At 67.6% G+C, this 21,075-nt stretch carries 26 protein-coding genes; 10 read left to right on the top strand and 16 right to left on the bottom strand.

Annotation, left to right across the window (positions count from 1 at the left end):
* Window positions 1–10 precede the first annotated feature (10 nt).
* From Mterra_RS05240 to Mterra_RS05200, 10 genes are all read right to left on the bottom strand, one after another.
* The gene (locus Mterra_RS05240) at window positions 11–520 is read right to left on the bottom strand and encodes a hypothetical protein (protein ID WP_119314215.1); all 510 of its coding nucleotides are present in this window, start codon (window positions 518–520) and stop codon (window positions 11–13) included.
* Window positions 521–595: 75 nt separating this feature from the next.
* Complete coding sequence (gene secD, locus Mterra_RS05235) at window positions 596–2,854, bottom strand: protein translocase subunit SecD (RefSeq protein WP_119314214.1); 2,259 nt, start codon at window positions 2,852–2,854, stop codon at window positions 596–598.
* A 196-nt stretch (window positions 2,855–3,050) separates the two neighbouring features.
* Entirely contained in the window at window positions 3,051–3,368 is a 318-nt protein-coding gene (locus Mterra_RS05230) for a hypothetical protein (protein WP_147372557.1), read from the bottom strand.
* A 43-nt stretch (window positions 3,369–3,411) separates the two neighbouring features.
* Entirely contained in the window at window positions 3,412–4,176 is a 765-nt protein-coding gene (locus Mterra_RS05225; RefSeq protein ID WP_119314212.1) for a SecDF P1 head subdomain-containing protein, read from the bottom strand.
* A gap of 115 nt (window positions 4,177–4,291) precedes the next feature.
* Window positions 4,292–6,022 carry a translation initiation factor IF-2 gene (infB, locus tag Mterra_RS05220; RefSeq protein WP_119314211.1) on the bottom strand — a complete coding sequence of 577 codons (1,731 nt, stop codon included), beginning with the start codon at window positions 6,020–6,022 and terminating at the stop codon, window positions 4,292–4,294.
* Window positions 6,023–6,044: 22 nt separating this feature from the next.
* The gene (locus tag Mterra_RS05215) at window positions 6,045–6,281 is read right to left on the bottom strand and encodes a YlxR family protein (protein ID WP_119314223.1); all 237 of its coding nucleotides are present in this window, start codon (window positions 6,279–6,281) and stop codon (window positions 6,045–6,047) included.
* A 208-nt stretch (window positions 6,282–6,489) separates the two neighbouring features.
* A complete protein-coding gene (gene nusA / locus Mterra_RS05210; RefSeq protein WP_119314210.1) occupies window positions 6,490–7,659 on the bottom strand; it encodes a transcription termination factor NusA in 1,170 nt (389 codons plus the stop codon).
* Complete coding sequence (locus tag Mterra_RS22180; protein ID WP_170159559.1) at window positions 7,656–7,814, bottom strand: hypothetical protein; 159 nt, start codon at window positions 7,812–7,814, stop codon at window positions 7,656–7,658. Before Mterra_RS22180 ends, nusA begins: the two co-directional genes overlap by 4 nt.
* A 2-nt stretch (window positions 7,815–7,816) precedes the next feature.
* Window positions 7,817–8,260, bottom strand: a complete 444-nt coding sequence (rimP, locus tag Mterra_RS05205) for a ribosome maturation factor RimP (protein ID WP_119314209.1) — start codon at window positions 8,258–8,260, stop codon at window positions 7,817–7,819.
* Window positions 8,261–8,544: 284 nt separating this feature from the next.
* A complete protein-coding gene (locus Mterra_RS05200) occupies window positions 8,545–8,856 on the bottom strand; it encodes a hypothetical protein (RefSeq protein ID WP_119314208.1) in 312 nt (103 codons plus the stop codon).
* Between the two features lie 162 nt (window positions 8,857–9,018).
* Between Mterra_RS05200 and Mterra_RS05195 the strand changes: the two genes are divergently transcribed.
* On the top strand, window positions 9,019–9,636 hold the full coding sequence (locus Mterra_RS05195; protein WP_119314207.1) for a YceH family protein: 618 nt from the start codon (window positions 9,019–9,021) through the stop codon (window positions 9,634–9,636).
* Between the two features lie 319 nt (window positions 9,637–9,955).
* Window positions 9,956–10,753, top strand: coding sequence for an SDR family NAD(P)-dependent oxidoreductase (locus Mterra_RS05190; protein ID WP_027891653.1), 798 nt, complete (start codon window positions 9,956–9,958; stop codon window positions 10,751–10,753).
* 12 nt (window positions 10,754–10,765) lie between these two features.
* On the opposite strand, the gene Mterra_RS05185 is transcribed toward Mterra_RS05190, so the two are convergent.
* Both Mterra_RS05185 and relB read right to left on the bottom strand, forming a co-directional pair.
* Window positions 10,766–11,035, bottom strand: coding sequence for a type II toxin-antitoxin system RelE family toxin (locus Mterra_RS05185; protein WP_119314206.1), 270 nt, complete (start codon window positions 11,033–11,035; stop codon window positions 10,766–10,768).
* On the bottom strand, window positions 11,019–11,231 hold the full coding sequence (gene relB, locus Mterra_RS05180) for a type II toxin-antitoxin system RelB family antitoxin (RefSeq protein ID WP_119314205.1): 213 nt from the start codon (window positions 11,229–11,231) through the stop codon (window positions 11,019–11,021). Before relB ends, Mterra_RS05185 begins: the two co-directional genes overlap by 17 nt.
* 80 nt (window positions 11,232–11,311) lie before the next feature.
* On the opposite strand from relB, the gene Mterra_RS05175 reads away from it, so the two are divergent.
* Window positions 11,312–11,680 (top strand): Uma2 family endonuclease, encoded by a 369-nt coding sequence (locus Mterra_RS05175; protein ID WP_119314204.1) that lies wholly within the window; start codon window positions 11,312–11,314, stop codon window positions 11,678–11,680.
* A 25-nt stretch (window positions 11,681–11,705) separates the two neighbouring features.
* Here Mterra_RS05175 and Mterra_RS05170 read toward each other — a convergent pair whose 3' ends face one another.
* Window positions 11,706–12,704 (bottom strand): restriction endonuclease, encoded by a 999-nt coding sequence (locus Mterra_RS05170; RefSeq protein ID WP_170159558.1) that lies wholly within the window; start codon window positions 12,702–12,704, stop codon window positions 11,706–11,708.
* A 107-nt stretch (window positions 12,705–12,811) separates the two neighbouring features.
* Between Mterra_RS05170 and Mterra_RS05165 the strand changes: the two genes are divergently transcribed.
* Complete coding sequence (locus tag Mterra_RS05165) at window positions 12,812–13,429, top strand: metallophosphoesterase family protein (protein WP_041652708.1); 618 nt, start codon at window positions 12,812–12,814, stop codon at window positions 13,427–13,429.
* A gap of 36 nt (window positions 13,430–13,465) precedes the next feature.
* Here the strand turns inward: Mterra_RS05165 and Mterra_RS05160 are convergent, their stop codons facing one another.
* Window positions 13,466–13,912 carry a GNAT family N-acetyltransferase gene (locus Mterra_RS05160; RefSeq protein ID WP_119314202.1) on the bottom strand — a complete coding sequence of 149 codons (447 nt, stop codon included), beginning with the start codon at window positions 13,910–13,912 and terminating at the stop codon, window positions 13,466–13,468.
* Window positions 13,913–14,089: 177 nt separating this feature from the next.
* Here Mterra_RS05160 and paaA point away from each other — a divergent pair, with 177 nt between their 5' ends.
* From paaA to paaD, 4 genes are all read left to right on the top strand, one after another.
* On the top strand, window positions 14,090–15,061 hold the full coding sequence (gene paaA, locus Mterra_RS05155; protein WP_119314201.1) for a 1,2-phenylacetyl-CoA epoxidase subunit PaaA: 972 nt from the start codon (window positions 14,090–14,092) through the stop codon (window positions 15,059–15,061).
* 98 nt (window positions 15,062–15,159) lie between these two features.
* A complete protein-coding gene (locus Mterra_RS05150) occupies window positions 15,160–15,717 on the top strand; it encodes a phenylacetic acid degradation protein (protein ID WP_119314200.1) in 558 nt (185 codons plus the stop codon).
* Window positions 15,710–16,468 carry a 1,2-phenylacetyl-CoA epoxidase subunit PaaC gene (gene paaC, locus Mterra_RS05145; RefSeq protein WP_119314199.1) on the top strand — a complete coding sequence of 253 codons (759 nt, stop codon included), beginning with the start codon at window positions 15,710–15,712 and terminating at the stop codon, window positions 16,466–16,468. The genes Mterra_RS05150 and paaC overlap by 8 nt, the downstream gene beginning before the upstream one ends.
* A gap of 485 nt (window positions 16,469–16,953) precedes the next feature.
* Complete coding sequence (gene paaD / locus Mterra_RS05140) at window positions 16,954–17,445, top strand: 1,2-phenylacetyl-CoA epoxidase subunit PaaD (protein ID WP_119314198.1); 492 nt, start codon at window positions 16,954–16,956, stop codon at window positions 17,443–17,445.
* Between the two features lie 81 nt (window positions 17,446–17,526).
* Here paaD and Mterra_RS05135 read toward each other — a convergent pair whose 3' ends face one another.
* The gene (locus Mterra_RS05135; RefSeq protein ID WP_119314197.1) at window positions 17,527–18,969 is read right to left on the bottom strand and encodes an MBL fold metallo-hydrolase; all 1,443 of its coding nucleotides are present in this window, start codon (window positions 18,967–18,969) and stop codon (window positions 17,527–17,529) included.
* A gap of 94 nt (window positions 18,970–19,063) precedes the next feature.
* Here Mterra_RS05135 and pdo point away from each other — a divergent pair, with 94 nt between their 5' ends.
* Window positions 19,064–19,747: a protein disulfide oxidoreductase gene (pdo, locus tag Mterra_RS05130; protein WP_119314222.1), complete on the top strand. Its 684-nt coding sequence runs from the start codon at window positions 19,064–19,066 to the stop codon at window positions 19,745–19,747.
* Window positions 19,748–19,767: 20 nt separating this feature from the next.
* A complete protein-coding gene (locus Mterra_RS05125; protein WP_119314196.1) occupies window positions 19,768–20,040 on the top strand; it encodes a metal-sensitive transcriptional regulator in 273 nt (90 codons plus the stop codon).
* A gap of 168 nt (window positions 20,041–20,208) precedes the next feature.
* Here Mterra_RS05125 and Mterra_RS05120 read toward each other — a convergent pair whose 3' ends face one another.
* Window positions 20,209–21,015: a glycoside hydrolase family 43 protein gene (locus Mterra_RS05120; protein ID WP_119314195.1), complete on the bottom strand. Its 807-nt coding sequence runs from the start codon at window positions 21,013–21,015 to the stop codon at window positions 20,209–20,211.
* Window positions 21,016–21,075 lie beyond the last annotated feature (60 nt).

Below are 21,075 nucleotides of genomic sequence, written 5' to 3'. Positions count from 1 at the left end.
GGGCTCCGGGCTACCCCCGCTGCCGCGTCAGCAGGTACACCCCAAGCGCGATCAGCACCAGCGGCCCGACGACCCGCAGCCCCGCCGCCCCGCCGAAGATGAAGAACTCGAAGAAGACGCCGAAGGCCACGAACAGGCCCAGGCCGGTGAGGATGAGGTTCCAGCCGCGCTGGCGGCCGGCCTCGTCGGAGCCCCAGCTCCCCATCAGGAACATCCCGGCGCCCACGGCGGCGGGGATCAGCGCCCAGGCGTAGGCCCAGGTCTCGAAGCGGCCGGTGAGGTTCTGGAAGAACAGGATCAGCCCGGTCGTGCTCACGATGCTGCCGGGGATGGCGAGGGGCAGCAGGTTCTTGCCGCCGAACAGCGCCCCCGCCAGCAGCAGCACGCCCGGTGCCAGGACGAACAGCGGCCAGGCGAAGCTGCCGACGTCGAAATCGAACCACTGCCCCACGAGGAATAGCAAGCCCAGTGCCACCAGCACGACGCCGATCACCGGGTTGGAATTGCGGGTCTCGTTCATAGGCTGAGTGTAGGGCAAAGAAGAAGGGGGGAAGTCCCCCCCTTCCTAGCCATCGGCTATCGGCTACCGACAACCCTACGCCTTAGCCACCTTGCGGCGGGCCGCCTCGCGGGTCTTGTACCACACCACCAGCGCCGAGACCACGTAGATCGAGGAGTAGGTGCCCACCACGAAGCCCACCGTGATCGCCAGCGAGAAGTCGCGCAGCACCGGGCCGCCCAGGAACAGCAGCGCCAGGATGGGCAGCATGGTGGTGAGGGCGGTCATGATGGTGCGCGAGAGGGTCTGGTTGATGGAGGTGTTGACGATCTCGTAGTAGCTGTAGCCGCGCATGAGCTTGAGGTTCTCGCGGATGCGGTCGGAGATGATCACCGAGTCGTTGAGCGAGAAGCCGATGATGGTGAGCAAGGCGGCCACGGTGGGGATGGTGAACTCGAGCCCGAAGAGGCTGTACATCCCGGCCACGATGGCGATGTCGTGGGCCACGGCGACGAGGCTGGCGACGCCGAAGACCCAGTCGAAGCGGATCGCCACGTAGACCAGGATCAGGCCCAGCCCCACCAGCACCGCCCAGATGGTGTTGCGGCGCAGCTCGGAGCCGATGGCCGGGCCCACCGTCTCCGACTGGAGCACCTGGGCCTGCAGCTTCTCGCCGAAGGCGCGCTCGAGCGCGATGCGGCTGTCCTCGCTGAGCTGCTTGACCCGCACCGAGAACTCGCGGCCGCCGCCGGTGGAGGAGAGGCTGGTGACGATGGCCTCGGCCCCGCCCGCCCCCTCGATGCCGGTGCCGTCGAGGAAGGAGCGGATCTGCTCGGAGTTCACGCTCTCGGTCACCCGCACCGTGAAGGCGGTGCCTCCGGTGAAGTCGATGCCGAAGTTGAAGCCCTTCGTCAGCACGATCCCCCCGCCGACGGCGGCGAGGACCAGGCTCGCCAGCGTCACGTAGCGCGAGGGCTTCATGAAGTCGATCTTGGTGCCCCACAGCCAGTAGGGCGGGCGCACCTCGCGGATGGCGGCGATGCGCTCGAGCAGGTAGCGGCTGAAGACGAGGTTGGAGAACACCGAGGCCACCACGCCCACCGCCAGCGAGACGGCGAAGCCCTTCACGGGGCCGGTGGAGTACTGGTAGAGCGCGGCGGCGGCCAGCAGGTGGCAGATGTTGACGTCGAGGATGGTGACGATGGAGTGCGAGAAGCCCCCGGGGATGGCCTGGCGGAAGCGCTTGCCGTTCTTGAGCTCCTCCTTGATGCGCTCGAAGGAGAGCACGTTGCCGTCTACGGCGGCGCCCAGCGTCATGATCAGCGCCGCGATGCCCGGCAGGGTGAGGGTCACGCCCAGGCTGGTGAAGATGGCGAGGATGAGGACGGAGGTGTAGATCAGGCCCAGCGCGGCCACCAGGCCCATCCAGAAGCCGTAGTAGGCGAACAGCAGCACGAAGATCAGCACCGCGCCCACCACGGCGGCACGGATGCCCGAGGCGATGGCGTCCTGGCCCAGCGTGGGGCCGATGGCGCGGGTCTCGGCGATGTTGAGCTTGACCGGCAGCGCGCCCGAGCGCAGCACCAGCGCGATGTCGGAGGCCTCCTCGAGGCCGGAGAGCCCGGTGATGATGGCGTTGCCGCCGGTGATGGCCTGGTTGATGTTGGGCGCGGTGTAGACCTTGTCGTCGAGCACGATCGCCAGGCGCTTGCCCACGTTCTGGCGGGTGATGTCGGCAAACTTCTGGGCGCCTTCGGGCTTGAAGGAGAGCTCGACCACCGGGCGGCCGGTGCCGGGCTCGAAGCTCGCGCGGGCGCTGGCGAGGTCGGCGCCGGAGAGCAGCGGCTCGCCGAGGTCGCTGAGCTTGATGAGGTTCTGCTCGAGGTCGGAGCGCTTGAGGCCGGGGTTGGCGCGGATCTGCTCGTTGATCTCGGCCACCGTGGTGCCGCTGGCGTTGGCGTTGACGATGCGGAACTCGAGCTTGGCGGTCTGGCCGATGAGCCGGATGGCCTTCTCCTGGTCGCTCTGCTTGAGGCCGGGGAGCTCGAGCACCACCCGGTCGTTGCCCTGCACCGTCACCAACGGCTCGGCCACGCCCAGCGCGTTGACGCGGTTCTCCAGCACGGTGCGGGCGGTGTCGAGGTCCTCCTGGGTGGGGTTGGGGGCCTCGGTCTTGAGGGTGATGCGCAGGCCGCCCTGGAGGTCGAGGCCCAGGTTTACCCGCGGCTCGCTGGCGGGGACCCAGGGCTTCCAGATGCCGACGACGGCGGCGACGAGGACCAGCAGCAGGAACAGGCCGGTCCACAAGGGGTTGGTCTGGGGGGTGGGGGTGCGCGGCCGGTAGCCGGGCCGCATGGGTTGGGGTCGCATGGTTGAGTGCTCCTTCCGAGGCGTCGGGGACGCCAAAAGGCCGTGGGGCTTCGTCGCTGGGGGTCGGGCTCTCGCGAAAGCGCCTGCGCCTGAGGGGGGCGGCTCCCGCGGGCAGGTCCACGCGCCCGGCGAGGGCTCCGCGAGCCGCGCGTGCTCGAGGAGACCCTGTGCCGGGCGGGGCTCAGCAGCCCTCGATCTGCAGCCGCCCGTACAGCAGGAACAGCCGCCCCCGCCCGCGCGGGCGGGGCAGGCGCGGCTGGGGAGGGCCCAGCCGCGCCCGGGCCAGCCGGAAGCGCTCGTTGCGCGGCAGCAGGAAGGGCAGCCAGCCCAGCCAGCCCCCGGGGTTGGCCTTCTCCTGGAACTGCGGCCCGGGGTTGCTCGACCAGTTGGCGACGGTGGCCTTGGCCGGGGGGGCGGGCAGGATGAGGGGGTCGGGCCCCAGGAGGAGCACCCCCAGGATCACCCAACTGATCCAGCCTTGTCCCCAGCGTCCGGTCATGTTCGTCAATCTTATCGCCTCGGCCCGCCCCAGTGGGCGAGCGCTAGGGTTTGGGGTTCTCCACCGCCAGCCGCAGCGGGACGGCCGCCGCCTGGAGCTTGTCGGCGAGGCCCTTGGCCTCCGCCGCGCTCGAGGCCGACACCGCCGCCACCCCGCCGCTGATCGGGCCGCCGATGCGCGGGGCGGTGTAGACCTTGCCGTCGAGCACGACGGCCAGCCGCCGCCCCGGGTTGGCCCCGGTGAGCCGCTCGAGCTTGCGCCCGCCCTCGGGGGTGAAGGTGAGCCGGACGCGCGGGGTGCCGTCGCTGTCGGAGACGGCCTCGGCCCGCTCGAGGTCGGCGTTGGTGAGGGCGGCGGGCTCGAGGGCGCTCGGCGGCATCAGGTCCTTCTCGCCGAGCTTGGGGTTGGCGGCCCGGGCCTCGCGCAGCTCGCTCACGGTGAGGCCCTTGGCGCCGGGCTTGACCAGCCGGAACTCCAGGCGGCTCACCTGGGTCACGCTGCGCAGGAAGCGGCGGTAGTTGTCCTCGCTCAGGCCCGAGGCCTGCACCCGCAGGCGGGGAGGGGTCTGCACCTGCACCCGCGAGCGGCGGGCGCCGTAGGCCTTGAGCCGCTCCTGCACCACCCGGCGGGTGCGCTCGAGGGCGTCGGGGGAGGGGTCGGGCGTGACCACCCGCAGCAGCACCTCCCGTTCGAAGGCGTTTTGCATCGCCTGCCAGCGGTCCCAGGCGGTGGAAAGGCTCGCCACCAACCCCGCGATCAGCAGCAGCGGGACGGCCAGCAGCACCACCGTGAGCGCCCGGTCGCTCATGTTCCCCTCCCCTCACGACGCGCGGGGCGTCATACCGGATTCAAAAAGGCGATCACCCGAACCAAAGACCCCCAGGGGCTATCTTTTTGAACCCCAGAGCGCTCCCTTCGGCCGGTCAGTCCTGCACCACCTCGACCTGCTGGCTGGCCTCGAGCACGTCGCCCTCCTGGAAGTCGGTGAAGCCCTCGAGGGTGATGCCGCACTCGAAGCCCTGGGCCACCTCGCGCACGTCGTCCTTGAAGCGCTTGAGCGCGTGGATCTTGCCCTTCCAGACCTCCTGCTTCTTGCGCAGCACCCGGATGTCGGCGCCGCGGGTGATCTTGCCGCTGGTGACCATGCAGCCCGCCACCACGCCGCTGGAGAGCTTGAACACCGCGCGCACCTCGGCCTGGCCCAGGACCTCTTCCTTGTACACCGGCTCGCGCTGGCCGCGCACCATCTTGCGCACCTCGTCGATGAGCTCGTAGATGATGCGGAAGCTCTGCAGCGGCACGCCCTTCTGCTCGGCCATCTTCTTCACCGAGCCCGCCGGGGCCACGCCGAAGGAGAAGATCGCCCCGTTGGCGGTCGAGGCCAGCAGCACGTCGGACTCCGACGGCGCGCCCACCGCCGCCAGCAGCAGGTTGATCCTGACCTCCTCGTTCTGCTCGCGCGCCAGGATCTGCTGGATGGCCTCGAGCGAGCCCTGGGTGTCGGTGCGCAGGATGAGGTTGATCTCCTTCTGCTCGCTGCCCTGCATCTGGCGCAGCAGGTCGGCGATGTTGCGCGGGCGGTTGACCTCGGGGGCGGCGGCGCTGGCCTCGCGCTCGAGGCGCCGCTCCTCGGTGATCTCCTTGGCCGCGACCTGGTCGGGCACCCACTCGAAGGTGGTCCCGGCCGAGGGCAGCTCGGAGAAGCCCAGCACCTGCACGGCGGTGGAGGGGCCGGTCTGGTTGCGCCGGGCGCCTTCGGAGTCGGTCATGGCCCGGATCTTGCCCCAGTGCTCCCCGGCCACCACGTAGTCGCCCACCCGCAGCGTGCCCTGCTGCACCAGCAGGCTGGCGAGCACCCCGGCCTGCTTGTCCACGCGCGACTCGATCACCACCCCCACGGCCTCGGCGTTGGGGTCGGCGCGCAGGTCCTCGAGCTCGGCCGTGATCAGGATGGTCTCGAGCAGGTCCTGCACGCCCTGGCCGGTCTTGGCCGAGATGGGCAGCACCTCGGCGTCGCCGCCGTAGGCCACCGGCACGATGCCCTCGCGCATGAGGTCCTGGTAGACCTTGTCGAGGTTGGCCTGGGGGAGGTCGATCTTGTTGGCCGCGAAGATCAGCTTGGCCCCGGCGGCCTTGGCGTGGGCGATGGCCTCGCGGGTCTGGGGCATCACGCCGTCGTCGGCGGCGATGACGATGACGGCGATGTCGGCCACCTTGGCCCCGCGCTCGCGGATGCTGGTGAAGGCCTCGTGGCCCGGGGTGTCGATGAAGACGACGGTGCCGGCGGTGCCGCTCGAGGACGCCACCTTGACCTCGAAGGCCCCGACGTGCTGGGTGATGCCGCCCGCCTCCTTCTCGGCGATGCGGCTCTTGCGCAGGTAGTCGAGCAGGCTGGTCTTGCCGTGGTCCACGTGGCCCATGATCACCACCACCGGCGCGCGGTGGGGGATGGCTTTGCGGGCCTCCTCGGCCTTCTTGGCCTCCTCGGCCAGGCGCTGCTCGCCGATGAGCTCCTTGACGGCGGCGGCGGTCTCGTCCTCGAGGGTCGAGGCGTGGGACTTGTACTCCACGCCCATGTTGTCGAGGATCTCCAGCAGTTCCTCGTTGGTCATGCCCAGCTCTTTGGCGAGCTGGTAAATGCGTACTTTAGCCATTGGCACCTCCACAAATGGTTCTTTAAGGGTTCTCGGGCGCGGGCGCCAGCAGCGCGTTCAGCGCCTGCGCCAGCGCCGCCGCCCCGGCCCCGGCGAAGCGCCGCAGCCTCTTCTCCGCCCAGCACTCGGGCTGGTCGGGGCAGACGTAGGCCCCGCGCCCGGGCTTCTTGCCGCTCGGGTCGATCACCGGGCCCTCGGGGGTGAGCACGACGCGCAGCAGCTCCCGCTTGGGCCTGCGCCGGCGGCAGGCCACGCACATGCGCTCGGGGACGTGCTTGGGTTTCACGCGGCACCCCGCCGGTAGCCGGTAGCCGGTAGCCAAAAGCTGCCAAACGGCAAACGCCAAACGCCAGACGCCAGACGCCAGAAACCACCAACGGTTTGCGTCCTGCGTATTGCGTTTTGCGTACGCCGTAGGACGTACGGCCTGCTGGCGTTGGGCGTTCGGCGTCGGGCGTTCGGCATTCTCACTCGTCCGGGTCGGCGAACAGGCTATCGAAGCGGCTCTTGGCGTCCTGGCTGACGCGCTCCTTCTCTTCCTTCTCGCTCGCGCGCAGGATGGCCGCGTCGAGGTCGGTGATCTCCTCGGCCTCCTCGAAGTCGATCTCGAAGCCGGTGAGCTTGCTGGCGAGGCGCACGTTCTGGCCGGCCTTGCCGATGGCGAGGGAGTGCTGGTCCTTCGAGACCACCACCCGCGCACGCTTGCCCTCGGTGTCAACGTCGATGTTGCCGACTTGGGCGGGGGAGAGGGCGTTGCGGATGAACTCGCGCACGTTGGGCGACCACTGGATGATGTCCACGCGCTCGCGGCCGAGCTCCGAGCTCACCGCCTGGATGCGCTGTCCCTTGTGCCCGATGCACGCGCCGATGGGGTCTACGTTGGGGTTGTGGCTCATCACCGCGACCTTCGAGCGGCTGCCGGGCTCGCGGGCGACGGCCTTGACCTCCACGATGCCCTCGGCGATCTCGGGGACCTCCTGGCGCAGCAGGTAGCGCAGCAGCTCCTCGCTGGCGCGGCTGACGATGAGGCTGGCGCCCTTCGAGCCGCGCTGCACCTGCTTGAGGTAGACCTTCACGCGCTGGCCGGGGTGGTAGCGCTCGGAGGGGATCTGCTCCTTGATGGGCATGAGGGCCTCGCCGCGGCCTAAGTCCACGTAGACGCTGCCGCGGTTGTCCACGCGGGCCACGGTGCCGGTGATGACCTCGCCCTCCTTGTCCTTGTACTCGGTGTGCACGCGGTTGCGCTCGGCCTCCTTCAGGCGCTGGGTGAGCACCTGCTTGGCGGCGAGCACCGCGATGCGGGTGAACTCCTCGCGCTCGACGGGGAATTCCATCTCCTCGCCCACCTGCACGTCGGGGTCGTAGGTGAGGGCGTCGGCGAGGGAGATCTCGCGGTCGGGGTTCTCCACCTTCTCGACCACGGTGCGGATCTCGAGCACGTCCAGCTCGCCGGTCTGCGGGTCGAGCTGCACCTCGACGACGGGGCCTAGCCCCTCCTCGACCTCTTTCTGCTTGTAACCCCGCTGGCGCAGGTAGGCCTGCCGCAGGGCGTACTCGAAGGCGGCGATGAGCTCGTCGGCGGTGACGCCGCGCTCGACCGCGACCTGAGTTAAGGCTTCGACGAATTCTCGGTTCACTGTTCCTCCTTTGCGCCGCACAGCGGCGCGTCGAACGCCGATAGCCGATAGCCAAACGCCGAAGGCCCGTGGCCCGTGGCCTTTGGTAAAAAGCTTTTCCCATTTGCCACGGGCTTTCCGCGGGCGTTCAGCGTGCGGCGTTCGGCGTTCGGCATCTTTACCTCGGGGTGTCCGGCCACTCGGCGAGGTTGGCCTTGAAGCTGCCGAGCTCGAGGCTCTTGGTCTCGCCCGAGTCGAGCAGGAAGTCCACGCGGTCCGGGTGCACCGTCTGGACGCGGCCGGTGAAGTTGCCCTGCTCGCTTTTGACCTTGACCTTGAGCCCCATGAAGCGCTCGAAGTGGCGCACGGTGAAGAGCGGGCGCTCGGGGCCGGGGGACTCGACCTCCAGGCGGTAGGCCCCCTCGATGAGGTCGCGGCGGTCGAGCTCGTCGCCGAGGGTGTGGCTGGCGCGCTCGAGGTCGGCCACGCTCACGGGCACCTCGTCCGTGCGCTCGATGCGCACGAGCAGCACTCGGCTCTTGCCCGCCGGCCTGAGGCTGGCCTCCAGCACGTCGTACCCCAGGCGCCCCAGCACCTCTTGGGCTAGTTGCTGCCAATCCACGGTCCAAACCCCAACCCGAGCCCCGAAAAGCTTGTGCTCAGCATTGGAGACCCCTCCTTTCCTCCGACGGCTATGGACTTTGAGCTTCCACTTCCCCCAAGAAGAAGGGGTGGGCCTGAAACCCACCCCGAATCACCAGGGAGAACCGCTAAAGCCAAGTCTAGCACTCCCGGCGGCTTTAGACAAGCACCCGCAAAAGCCAGAAAACCCCGTCCCTGAGAGCTTTGGGGGCGGGTGAGGGCGGGAATGCGCCGAGCGGATAACCCCCGGCCGTGGCGGGGGACTCAGTGCACGTGCACCCAGGAGGACTTGGACAGCGCCTCGAGCAACTCCTTCACGCTGGGGGCGTCGGCGTCGCGGCTGGGGGTGCCCTGGACCGGCGCGGTCATGACCTCCTTGACCTCGTACTTCGGCAGGTAGGCCAGCGCGGCCCGGCCTCCCCGGTCGTGCAGGGCGAACTGCACCAGCTCCCCGCGGTAGAGGGTGAGGAAGCTCGAGCGGTAGTCCTTACCCATCGAGCCGACGACGTAGATGTTGAGGCTTTGCGAGGTTCGGGCGGCTTCCTGAACCGTGTCGATGAGCTTTTGGACAGACATGCGACCTCCTAAGGCCTGCGGCGATGGGCAAATTCTAGACGGGCCCCGCGGCCGGGGCGGGCGCAAACGACCCGCCGGCCGGGCTATGTACCCGGTTCATCGCGGCGCGGCCCCCCGGGGCGGGCAAGCCCGCGGCCATCGGCCCTGCGATACAATCCGGCCGTGGAACTCCTCAACGAGACCGAGGTGCGCGTGCTGGGGACGCTCATCGAGAAGCAGTTCGCCACCCCCGAGTACTACCCCATGACCCTCAACGCCGTTCGGCTGGGCGCCAACCAGAAGCAGGGCCGCAACCCCGTCACCAACCTCACCGACGCCGAGGTGCAAGAAGCCCTCGACACCCTGCAGATCAAGCGCCTCACCGCCCTGGTCAAGGAGTACGGCGCCCGCGCCCCCAAGTACCGCCAGTTCCTCGACCGCGAGTTCAAGCTCGAGCCCCCCGCCCTGGTGCTGCTGGCCGTGCTGATGCTGCGCGGCCCCCAGACGGTGGGCGAGCTCAAGGCCCGCACCGAGTCCATGCACAAGTTCGCCTCCGCGCAGGAGGTCGAGGAGGTCCTCGGCTTCCTGATGAACCTGGCCCCCAACCCCCTCGTGACGCGCCTGGAGCGCCAGCCCGGCGAGCGCGAGCCCCGCTACGCCCACCTGCTGGCCGGGACCCCCTCCCCCGTGGTGCGGGCGGAGGAGAAGAGCGAGCTCGAGGCCAGGGTGGAGGCGCTCGAGGCCGAAGTGCGCGAACTGCGGGCAGCGGTTGAGGGGTTGAAGCGGGCGCTGGGGGTTTGAGGGGTGGTTGTCGGTAGCTGATAGCTGAACGCGGGTCGTACGTCGTACGCCGTACGCAATACGCCGAACGCCGAACGCCAAACGCAAGACGCCGAACGCCAAACGCAAGACGCCAAACGCAGGACGCCAGACGCCTTGTTCCCCCCTTAGCAAGGGGGGCTAGGGGGGATATTCCTTCCCCGGCGCCGGGGAGGGGGGCCTTTCACCATGAGCCCCGAGCCTTCCGCCCATCGCTGACGGCTGAAGGCTGATAGTTGACCCTCCTATTGTGAGCTTGGCTATGCTTTATGATATACTGTATATCATAAACAGGTGATCTATGCCTGCCTCGACCCCGCTCGCCGAACTGCTCTCCCTTCACGGCCGGACTGCGCTGGTCACCGGCGCGGGCTCGGGGATTGGGCGGGCCGTAGCGTTGCGGCTGGCTGAGGCCGGGGCCGACCTCGAACTCCTCGACTGCAACCGCGCTGCGCTCGAGCAGCTCGCCCAGGAGCTCTCGCCCTACGGGCAGCGGGTGGGGCTGCACGCGGTGGACCTCGCCCGGAAAAGCGCCATCGACGCCCTTTGGGACGGCCTGAGCGGCTCCCCGCCGGGCATCCTGGTCAACAACGCCGCCGTCTACCCCACCCGGCACTTCTCCGACATGGACGAGGGCTTCTGGAAGCACCTGATGGCGGTGAACCTCGAGGCCGTGGTGTGGATGTGCCAGCGCATGATCCGAGCCCGGGGCCAGCAGGGCGGCGTGATCGTGAACATCGGCTCGGTCGAGGCGGTGCTGCCCTTCAAGGAAGACCTCAGCGCCTACAGCACCAGCAAGGCCGGGGTGATCGCCCTCACCCGCGCCCTGGCCCGCGAGCACGCCCGCAAGGGCTTCCGCATCAACGCCCTGCTCCCCGGCGGCACCCACACCCCCGGCACCCGCAGCATGGCCCGCAGAATCGCCCGGCTGCAATTGGGCCTGCTCAAGACCGGCTACGACTACTTCCAGCGCCTGCCCGCCGGCCGCATGGCCGACCCCGACGAGATCGCCCGCATGGTGCTGGTGCTGTGCAGCGACCTCGCCAGCTACGTGCACGGGGCGGCGGTGCCGGTGGACGGGGGGTTCCTGTCGGCGTGAAAGCGGGCTAGCTCAGCGGTAGACATCCCGCCGATGCCCGATCCGCAGGACCAGGACGGCAATTATTTGATCCTGGATGTGGCAGATCAGGCGATAATCCCCTACCCGGTACTTCCAAAACCTGCCGAGCTCCGGCCCATGCAACGCCTCCCCGATGCCGCGGGGGTCGTCCAGCGTAGCCACCCGTTCGCGCAAAAAACGCAGGATGCGGCGGGCCACCTCACGGTCTAGCTTTGCCAGCTCTTTCTCGGCCCGTGGGTCGAACTCAATCCTGTAACCCAAGGCGGCGCTCCAGTTCGTCTAGGGGGATGCCGGGGAGGTTCTGCTCGAGCCGTTCCACCGCCAGGTAATAGTCCTCGAGGTCGTCCAGGTGCTCCAGGATGGCCTGGCGCACGTAGTAGCTCTTGCTGCGCCCGGTTTTCCGGGCGAGCGCCTCGAGGCGCTCCTCGATCTCCTTAGGCAACCGGACGGCAAGCATTGCAATACAAGTATAGCACCGGGCTCGAGCCGGTCTGGAGGCAGTATGGATGGCGCGGCGCGACCTGCTATATCAAACCCATGCCCCGCCCGGAGCCGGTTGGGAAAGCCACCTTCGAGGAGTATTTGGGTCTCGAGGCTCGCTCACGAGTGCGCCACGGGGAAGAGGCCGACGACGGCTCGAGGCATAAGCGTTTCCCCTGCTTTGTCGTGGAGGTATTGTCGGAGAGTACCTCGGACACAGACCGGGAGGAGAAGCCGCGCAATTGCCGCAAAATTCCCAGCCTGAAAGCCTATGTTCTCGTATCCTGTGACCGCAGATTGGTGGAGGTTTACCGGCGGCTCGAGGATGGCACCTGGCGTTATGAAACGCTGGAAGAAAGCGGGGAACTCGAGCTGCCCTGCCTGAGCTTGAAGCTAAGTCTGGAAGAGGTTTACGCCTCGAGCTAACGAGCAGGCGGCAGAACGCTTCTCGTCAACCGATGATGCCGCGGGCAATGAGTGCGAGAGCATTTCGCCCTACTAGGAGATACACGCCTTTTTCTGAAGCCAGCTTGTAGTCTTCATCGGAAAAGCTATCGGCGGTCGATACCAGCACTTTCATTACAGAGGGCTCTGGCGCGATTGCAACCAACTGCTCGATCCCCTGGCTAGCCTGCTTATCCACCCCCTGTTTGTTCTTGACTTGCACGACGAGTTTTACGGAGGCAGGGGTCAGCTCGGAAAGGAGAGGGAGTCTAAACGTTAGCAAGAGGTCGGCGTCGCCACCTTTGCGGTCATAACGGTGTCTGCCGTCGAGGACATAGCCCGCGCGGGCGAAGGCCCGAGCCACCAACTGCTCTACTTCACCGGGCTTCAAATGAGCGAGCCGGTTTTTCAAGCCCTCGAGAATCTCTTCGTGGACCTGCCCGTCTAGTTCCGTCACCTGTGACGTGGGAGTGGCCTCCCACAAGGCGAGGATTGCCTCCTGGACACCCGTGCTCCAGATGTTGTTGATCGCCTTTTGGTAAGCCCGGAAGCTCCAGCTTACGGTCCGTGCAGGGATGCTCGAGTTATGCCGGAACACCTTCAGTGTCGCGGGATTTATGGGAATGACATGCCCGAAATCCTTGACCCCGGCTTTTTGGAGGGGGGTCTCAACGTCAAAGCGGTAGGTGCCCGAAACCTCGGCGAGCGTGAAGCAGTCCCAATCGGGGATTTTGGGGATAATTACTAAATCTCCCGGCTGCATCTCGAGCATGGGGAAAAGGATGCCGTAGCGCTTGGCGGCTTCCTCCTCGCTGTCTTCAGGCCAGGTAGACCGGTAGCCCTCCACGAAGGCTTTAGGGTTATATCCCTCGTCATCGGCCTTCCGGAGAGGCACGGGCCCCCATCCCTGCCGTAGCCGACCCGCCTTGAGTTCTTCTTCGATAAAGCTCTTGTGCTGGTCGTAGTTGACTCGAAAAACATAGAATCGCCGCTCACGCTCAGTCATACAAGCCTCCGATCCGGCTTCGCTTCTCGGGCCGTCCTTGCGGCCTTGCCGCATAAGGCGAATGATGTTTGGATTGTACAGCAATAACCTAGTATCCTACAGCCCAAGTGCCACAACTCCTCGTGCTCTCCGATACTCACGGCCAGCTTCCGCACATAGACGAGCTCCCGGAAGCCGAAATCCTGATTCATTGTGGGGATTGGACCAATAGCGGTTTCGGCTATAGCAGCGCCGAGATGCGCGAGGTTGAGGGTTGGGTTGCAAAGGCTCGAGGCAAGTACCCGTACGTTCTGGCGCTGCACGGTAACCACGACGTGGGCGTGCGCAATCATCACTGGGAAAGGATGGGGGCGATTGCTCTAGACGGCAATACGTGGGTACATCCCTCCGGGCTCTCGTTCCATGGCGTCGCGCTCACCCCGGCCTACCACTGGCCCGAAATGGCGTGGCAGTGGGACCACATGACTTTCGAGCTCGAGGTCGAGGAGGCGGTATGGGACTTCGGAAGGGTCGATGTTATCGTGGCCCATGGGCCACCGTTCGGTTATTTGGACCGCACCGAGCGTGGCATAAACATCGGCTCGAGGCCAGCCCTCTACTACATCCGCCAGCACCAGCCCAAGCTCTACCTCTGCGGCCACGTCCACGAAGCCCGCGGTGAAGCCCGGCTGAGGGATACGCTAATCGTCAACACGGCGCAGGCTTGGCGGCTGCTCGAGGTTTGAGCGCGAAGCCTTGAAGGTCTAAAGTTGCTCAAAACCCTACGGGGCTTTCAGCGGCCCTCCGATGGAAGAGAGGGCCTCCTTCCACTCATAGCCGGAGGCACTCATGCTTCGCAGAAGATCCCGCCGCCGCAGGCCGAACTTCTCAAAAAAGCGCTGGTTTTCGGGAAAGCTGTCCACGTACAGCGCGGTGATAGGGTGCTGGCTGAGCAGGGCCCGCATCAAGGCTGTTCCGACGCCCTGCCCACGGAAAGCCGGGTGCACCAGGATCTCGGACAAATGGGTGGTGAGCACGCCGTCGGAGAAGGCCCTCAACAGCCCTATCAGGCGATGGTTCAAACGAGCCTGGATCAGAATTTGGGTGTTCGCTAAGGCTTTGCCGATCGACTCGGGCAGGTAATCGGAACGTCTGCCCCAGCCGGAGGCGTCGTAAAGATCGATGACCTCTTCAGCGGTCAGTCGGGCGCGTCCCGAGACAATTTGCATGGAGCCATGGTACGGGGTGAACGCAGGGGAGCCCCGGTCGAGGACGGCAATTTGAAGCCGGGGAAATTAAGGCCTAACTTGGACTCGAGTCCAAAGTTTACGGCGCTAATTCTTGATCGCAGGGCATTTGCCCCCTATACTCTTAACCTAACGAGCGTTAGTTCGGGAGGTAGGCCCATGCCTGGAAAGTTCGGAAAACCCACGGACCCCGATTACGAAGCTCGCCTCGCCGAGTTCGAGGCCCGTATCGCACGCGGGGAGAAGATCGAGCCGGGCGACTGGATGCCCGAGGAGTACCGCCGCCAGCTCGTGCGCATGATCTCGCAGCACGCGCACAGCGAGGTGGTGGGGATGCTGCCGGAAGGGGCCTGGATCACGCGGGCGCCCAGCCTCAAGCGCAAGATGATCCTCATCGCCAAGGTGCAGGACGAGGCGGGGCACGGGCAGTACCTCTACCACGCGGCCGAGACGCTGGGCGTCACGCGGGAGGAGATGCTCGAGGCGCTGCTCTCGGGCAAGGCCAAGTATTCCTCCATCTTCAACTACCCCACCCTCACCTGGGCCGACATCGGCACCATCGGCTGGCTGGTGGACGGGGCGGCCATCAAGAACCAGACCATGCTGGCGCAGTGCTCCTACGGGCCCTACAGCCGGGCCATGGTGCGCATCTGCGCCGAGGAGACCTTCCACCACAAGCAGGGCAAGGAGATGGTGATCACCTACGCCAAGGGCACGCCCAAGCAGCGCGCCATGGCCCAGGACGCCATCAACCGCTGGTGGTGGCCCGCCTTGATGATGCTGGGCCCCCACGACTCCGACTCGCCCAACACCCCCACGCTGGTGAAGTGGGGCGTCAAGACCAAGACCAACGACGAGGTGCGGCAGGAGTTCATCAACGAGCACGCGCCGGAGATCTTGGAGGCCGGCCTCACCCTCCCCGACCCCGGCCTGCGCTACGACGAGGCCACGGGCAACTGGGTCCACGGGCCCATCAACTGGGATGAGTTCTGGGCCGTGGTGAACGGCAACGGCCCCATGAACAAGGAGCGCCTCGAGGCCCGCCGCCGGGCCCACGCCGAAGGCGCCTGGGTGCGCGAGGCGCTGGCGGCCTACGCGGCGAGGAGGCAGCAAACCGCGGTCGCGGTTTAAGGTGAAAAGTTGAAAAGGTAAAAAGGGGAAAAGCAAAAGCTTGAGCTGCGCCTCTTTTCACCTTTTCGCCTTTTACCCTTTTTACCTCAAGAGGTTTTATGGACACACAGTGGCCCCGCTGGGAAGTCTTCAAACAGGACACCCCTGCCAAGCCCCACCAGGCGGTGGGTTCGGTACACGCCGCCGACCCCTTTCACGCGCTGCTCACCGCGCGCAACGTCTTTGCCCGCCGGCCCCAGGCGGTGAGCATGTGGGTCGCGCCCGCCTCGGCGGTCTTCTCGGTGACGAAGGAGGAGCTTGCCGAGGGTCAGGAGCCGAAGGCCCCGGCCCCCGACCCCCGGCCCTCGACCTTCTACGTCTTCCGCAAGACCTCGCACAAGCGCTCGATGACCTTCGTGGACTACGTGGGCGAGCTCGAGGCCCTCTCGCCGCAGCAGGCGCTGGAGCTGGCGCGGCAGCGCTTCACCGACGCCGAGGCGCTGGCGTGGTGGGTGGTGCCGGCCTCGAGCGTCACCAAGAGCGAGGACAGCCCCGAGACCGTGGAGAGCTGGTTCGCCCCGGCCAAGGACAAGACCTACAAGCAGCAGTCCTACTACGGAGTGGTGGGCTCGCACGTGAGCAAGTTCAAGCGCCCGCGGGGGGACGACGATGAATGAGCAGCTAAAGCAGGCCCTCGTCGCCAAGCTCACCGCCCTGGCCGACGACGAGCTGATCCTGGCCCACCGCGACAGCGAGTGGACCGGCCACGGGCCCATCCTCGAGGAGGACATCGCCCTCGCCAACATCGCCCAGGACGAGCTGGGGCACGCCACCGTCTGGTACGGCCTGCGCTCCGCCCTCGACGGGTCCGACCCCGACCGGCTGGCCTTCTTCCGCGACGCCGGGGAGTTCCGCAACTGCGAGCTCGTGGAGCTGCCCAAGGGCGACTGGGCCTTCACGATGCTGCGGCAGTACCTCTTCGACGTGTACGAGGCGCTGTGGCTCTCCGCCGCGACCCGCAGCACCTACCGGCCCCTGGCCGAGGCGGCGGCCAAGGTCGTGCGCGAGGAGCGCTTCCACCTCCAGCACACCCAGGCCTGGGTCGAGCGGCTGGGGCTGGGCACCGAGGAGTCGCGCCGGCGCATCCAGGCGGCCCTCGACGAGCAGTGGGGCTACGCCCAGCAGCTCTTCGTGCCCCTGCCCGGCGAGGCCTTGCTGGTGGCCGAGGGCATCGTGCCCGACCTCGCCGAGGTCAAGGAGGCCTGGCTCGAGCGCACCACCGAGCAGTTGCGGAAGTCGGGGCTCGAGCTGCCCCTGAAGCCCGGCTACCAGCCCGCCTCGCGCCAGGCGCACACCGAGCACCTTTGGTCGCTGCTGGCCGAGATGCAGTCCACCGCCCGCTGGGACGCGGAAGCGAAGGTGTGGTGAGCGGGGGGGAAAAGGTGAAAAGGGGAAAAGGTAAAAAGGGAAAGAGCCGGGCGATCGCTTCGGCTTTGCGCCTTTCACCTTTTTCCCTTTTAGAAAAAAGAGGGGGTGTGGGGGAGCTATAATCCCCCGGTTTTCAAACCGGGGATACATGGACTCCCCCACGTGCTTCGAAGGAGCACATAGCATAGTGGGCGGTGGATGTGTGGTAAAGTCTCCTTGGGAACATCGTTCCCAATGCACCTTGAAACTTGGAGTAGGGGGTTCCATCGGGTAGTCCGATGGGTAAAACTCCAAACGAACACCCGTGGCAGAGCCGGAAGCATTGCGCTCGCCTGCCGATACGGAGTCAAGGTTTTCTGGGCTCGGACGGAGCCTGCGGGGATGGGTACGGCGTGGGCCGTCCCGTGAGAACCGCGAAGCCCCATTCTTCAGAACGGGGAGTCGTCACCCTTTTTGCCCTCTTCCCCCGTCGCCTCGAGGTTCCTATGACCCCCCTTCCCAGCGCCGACCAGGTCTGGCAGGCCCTCGCGCAGGTGCCTGACCCCGAGATCCCCGTCATCAACGTGGTGGAGATGGGGATCGTGCGGGACGTGCAGGTGGAGGGGGGGAAGGTCGTCGTGACCATGACGCCCACCTTCTCGGGCTGCCCGGCGCTGCACGTGATCCGGGAGAACCTCGAGCAGGCCGTGCGGGGGCTGGGTTTTGGCGAGGTCGAGGTCAGGACCGTGCTCTTCCCGCCGTGGTCCACCGACTCGATCACCCCGCAGGCCAAGGCCAAGCTCGAGCGCTACGGCATCGCCCCGCCGCGCCCGGCGGGCGAATTCGGGCTGATCGAGCTGGAGCTCGAGCCCGTGCGCTGCCCGCGCTGCGGCTCGTTCGACACCTCGGTGAAGAACACCTTCGGCCCCACGCTGTGCAAGAGCATCCACGTCTGCAACGCCTGCCGCGAGCCCTTCGAGAGCTTCAAGACGCTGTGACCTGAGCCTACAGGCGCTTACTAATCAGGCTGTGAGAGGCAGAACACCCGCCGGGACCGGCGGGCGTTTGTGGAAGCGCGGTCAGTCGTTCGCTGGCTCCCGTGCGGGGGTGCGCTCGAGCGGGTATCCCTCCCGTTCCCAGGCCCGGATGCCGCCGGCGAGGTTGATGACGTTGGTGAAGCCGGCGGCCAGCAGGGCGCTGACGGCGGTGGAGGAGCGGTCGCCGCTGAGGCAGTAGGCGATCACCGGCCGGTCCCTGGGGATGCGCTGCAGGTGCCGCGTGACCCGCCCGGCGTGGAGGTTGAGCGCCCCGGGGACGTGGCCCGCGCGGTACTCGTCGGCAGCGCGCACGTCCAGGAAGGCGGCCTCTCCCCGTTCCCACAGCGCCCTGGCCTCGGCGGCGGTGACCTGGGGGGCGGGCTCGAGCCCGCCCTCGGCGTAGCCCTCGAGGCCGGGGACGTAGCCCCGCACGTCGTCCAGCCCGACGCGAACGAGCTGGCGGGCGAGCTCGTCGGCCTGCTGGGGCGAGGCCAGCAGCACCAGGGGGCGGTCGTAAGGCAACAGCCAGCCCGCCCAGGTGGGAAAGTTCTTGCCCGCCGGAATGTTGATGGAGCCGGGAAGGTGCCCCCGGGCGAAGGCGGACTTGTCGCGGGTGTCCACCAGCACCGCCCCGTCCTGGAGGGCCTGGCGGAACTGCCCGGGGGTGAGCCGGCGGGCCGGGGGAACCTCTCCCAGGATGGGCACGCCGTCGCGGTTGAGCCGCTTCATCCGGGCGAAGTAGTAGGGGGCCTCCGGCTGGCCCTCCAGCAGGGCCCTCACGAAGCCCTCCTCGTCGCCGCGGCGCAGGTAGTCGGCCCACCAGGCGAAGCGCCGCTCGTAGCCGACGGTGGTGCTGGGTAAGGCCCCCAGCGCCTTGCCGCAGGCCGAGCCTGCGCCGTGGCCGGGCCACACCTGCACGTAGTCGGGCAGCGTGAGGAGCTTCCCCTTCAGGCTCCTGAACATCTGCCGCGCGCCCGGCTCTGCGGTGCCTTTGATCCCGGCGGCCTCCTCCAGGAGGTCCGGCCGCCCGACGTCGCCCACGAACACGAAGTCGCCGGTCAGGACGAGGCCGGGCTCGTCGGCGGCGGCCCCGTCGGTGACGAGGAAGGAGAGGTGCTCGGGGGTGTGGCCGGGGGTGTGCAGCGCCCTGACCCGCACGTTGCCCAGCCGGATCTCGTCGCCGTCGCGGAGCCGCACGTGCTCGAAGCCTTCCAGCCCGCCGTACTTCCAGCCCTCGCCGCCCTCGTCGGAGAGGTAGAGGGTGGCCCCGGCGGCCTTGGCGAGCTCGCGGGCGCCGGAGAGGTAGTCGGCGTGGACGTGGGTCTCGGTGACGGCCACGACGCGCAGCTTGTTGCGCTCGGCCTCGGCCAGGTAGACGCCGACGTCGCGCCGGGGGTCCACCACCACCGCCTCGCCGGTGGTCTGGCAGCCGACCAGGTAGCTCGCCTGGGCCAGCCCCTCCTCGTAGATCTGTCGGAAGAACATTGTGCCTCCTGTCCTGAATCCTATACCGCGAAGGGCTATGCTGTCGAATAGCCCCAGGGGGTATATGCCCCGGAAGGGGGAGGGAAGGAGCAAGATGAGCCTTTTAGACGAGAAGATCCAGGCGCAGGTCCGGGAGATCCTGCAACCCATCGCCCAGCCCGTCGAACTGGTGGTCTTCACCAAGAGCGCGCTGGTGCTCCCCGGCCAGGACGAGCCGGGTTTGCAGGAGGAGACCGTGGCGCTGCTGAAGGAGGTCGCCAGCCTCAACGACAGGATCACCGTGGTCGAGAAGCCCTTCAGCGACCCCGAAGCCCAGGCCTTGGGTCTGACCCACGCCCCCACCACCTTGCTGCGCGAGGCGGGCTCGCAGCGCTCCAACATCCGCTTTCTGGGCATCCCCAGCGGCTACGAGTTCTCCACGCTGCTCGAGGCGCTTTTGATGCTGGGCACCGGCGAGAGCAACCTGCCCGAGCCGGCGCGGAAGGAGCTGGAGAAGGTCACCGAGCCCGTGCGGCTGCAGAGCTTCGTCACCCCCACCTGCCCCTACTGCCCCCGCGCGGTGATGGCGGCCTTCAAGTTCGCCTACCACAACCCCAACATCGTGGCCGAGGGCGTCGAGGCCAGCGAGTTCCCGGTGCTCTCCGGCCGCTACAAGATCTCCGGCGTGCCCGACACCGTCATCCACGGCCGCACCCAGCAGCGCGTGCTGGGCGGCCAGCCCGAGCGGGTCTTCCTCGAGGCCACCCTCAAGGCGGCGGGCGTGGGGGCTACGGCCTGAAGCCCGCTCAGGAGCCGCCCGTGAGCGAAACCCCGAGCCCGCTCGAGCCCGAGCGCCAGAAACTCCTCCACCGCCTGCGCCGCCTGGAGGGCCAGGTGCGCGGCCTGCAGCGCATGATCGAGGAGGGCCGCCCCTGCCACGAGGTGCTCACCCTGCTCTCCGGGATCCGCGGGGCGCTGGAGGGCGTCGGGGAGATCGTGCTCGAGGAGTACCTGCGGGAGTGCCAGTCTAGGATGAGCCGGGGCGAGCTCGACGCGAAGGCGGTCGTGGAGGCGGTGCGGCTGTTGCGGTGAGGGGTCGTACGTCGGGTGCAGGACGTACGTCGTACGTCCTACGTCGTACGTGAGACGCAAGACGCAAAACGCCTCGGCCCTTGACGCCGGAGGGGAGGGGTTTACCACGAGGCACAGGCCTGTCGCTGAGGGCTGAAAGCCGACCGCTGGCGGCTCAAAGCTTGCCGCCTACCGCTCCTCCCCCGGCGCTGGTCGCGGCGTGAAGCTCGGCCCGTCGGTGTGGGGGCCTTCGGGGGTCCAGAGGAGGCGGTCGATGCACATGCGGCGGGCGGTCTTGGCGGGGTCCCAGGCGTGGTAGACGAGGTAGTCCTGGCCGCCGGAGAAGAAGCAGTAGTAGCGCCCGCCGCGCTTGACCACGAAGGGGCCCTCGAGGGTGTGCCAGTCGTGGACGCCGCCGTACATGGGGCGCTGGCGCTGGTAGATCTGCCAGTCGGCGCTGGCCCTGAGCACGGTGCGGGGGGAGCCCTCGAGCCGGGTCATGCTGCGCAGGCGGTCCACCACCAGCGCGGTGCCCACCCGCTCGCCGTCGAGGAAGTCCTTGGCGTAGAACAAGTACCACTGCCCGTCGTCGTCGCGGAAGGGGCTGGGGTCGATGGCGAAGGGCTCGTCGGGGGTGAGCACTAGGCCCATGTCCCAGAAGGGGCCCTGCGGCTGGGTGGCGCTCGCCACGCGCAGGGCGTGGCCTTTGTCGCCGACGCCCGCCGAGTAGTACATGTAGAAGCGGTCGCCGCTGTGGGCCACCTCGGGGGCCCAGTAGTCGAGCTTCTGGTCGAGGCTGAGGGGCTCGAGGGCCCCGCCCAGCGAGGTCCAGTCCACCAGGTTGGGCGACTGCAGCACCTCGACCACCCGCCCGTCGGGCTGCACGCCGCCGGTGCCGTAGGCGTAGTACATCCCGCCGTACTCGAGCACGAAGGGGTCGGCGAAGTAGCCGCCGTAGACCGGGTTGGTGTAGCTGCGCCGGCTGGTCCGGGTCATGGCGGGGCCCCTCACCGGCCGGGGTCGCCCGAGGGCAGGGGGCTGGGGCCGACGCTGGGG

Origin of the sequence: Calidithermus terrae, assembly GCF_003574345.1 — a bacterium.
GTDB classification, from domain to species: Bacteria; Deinococcota; Deinococci; order Deinococcales; family Thermaceae; genus Calidithermus; species Calidithermus chliarophilus.
The sequence above is the reverse complement of the archived record's forward strand: the minus strand, read 5'-3'. Positions and strand labels throughout refer to the sequence as shown.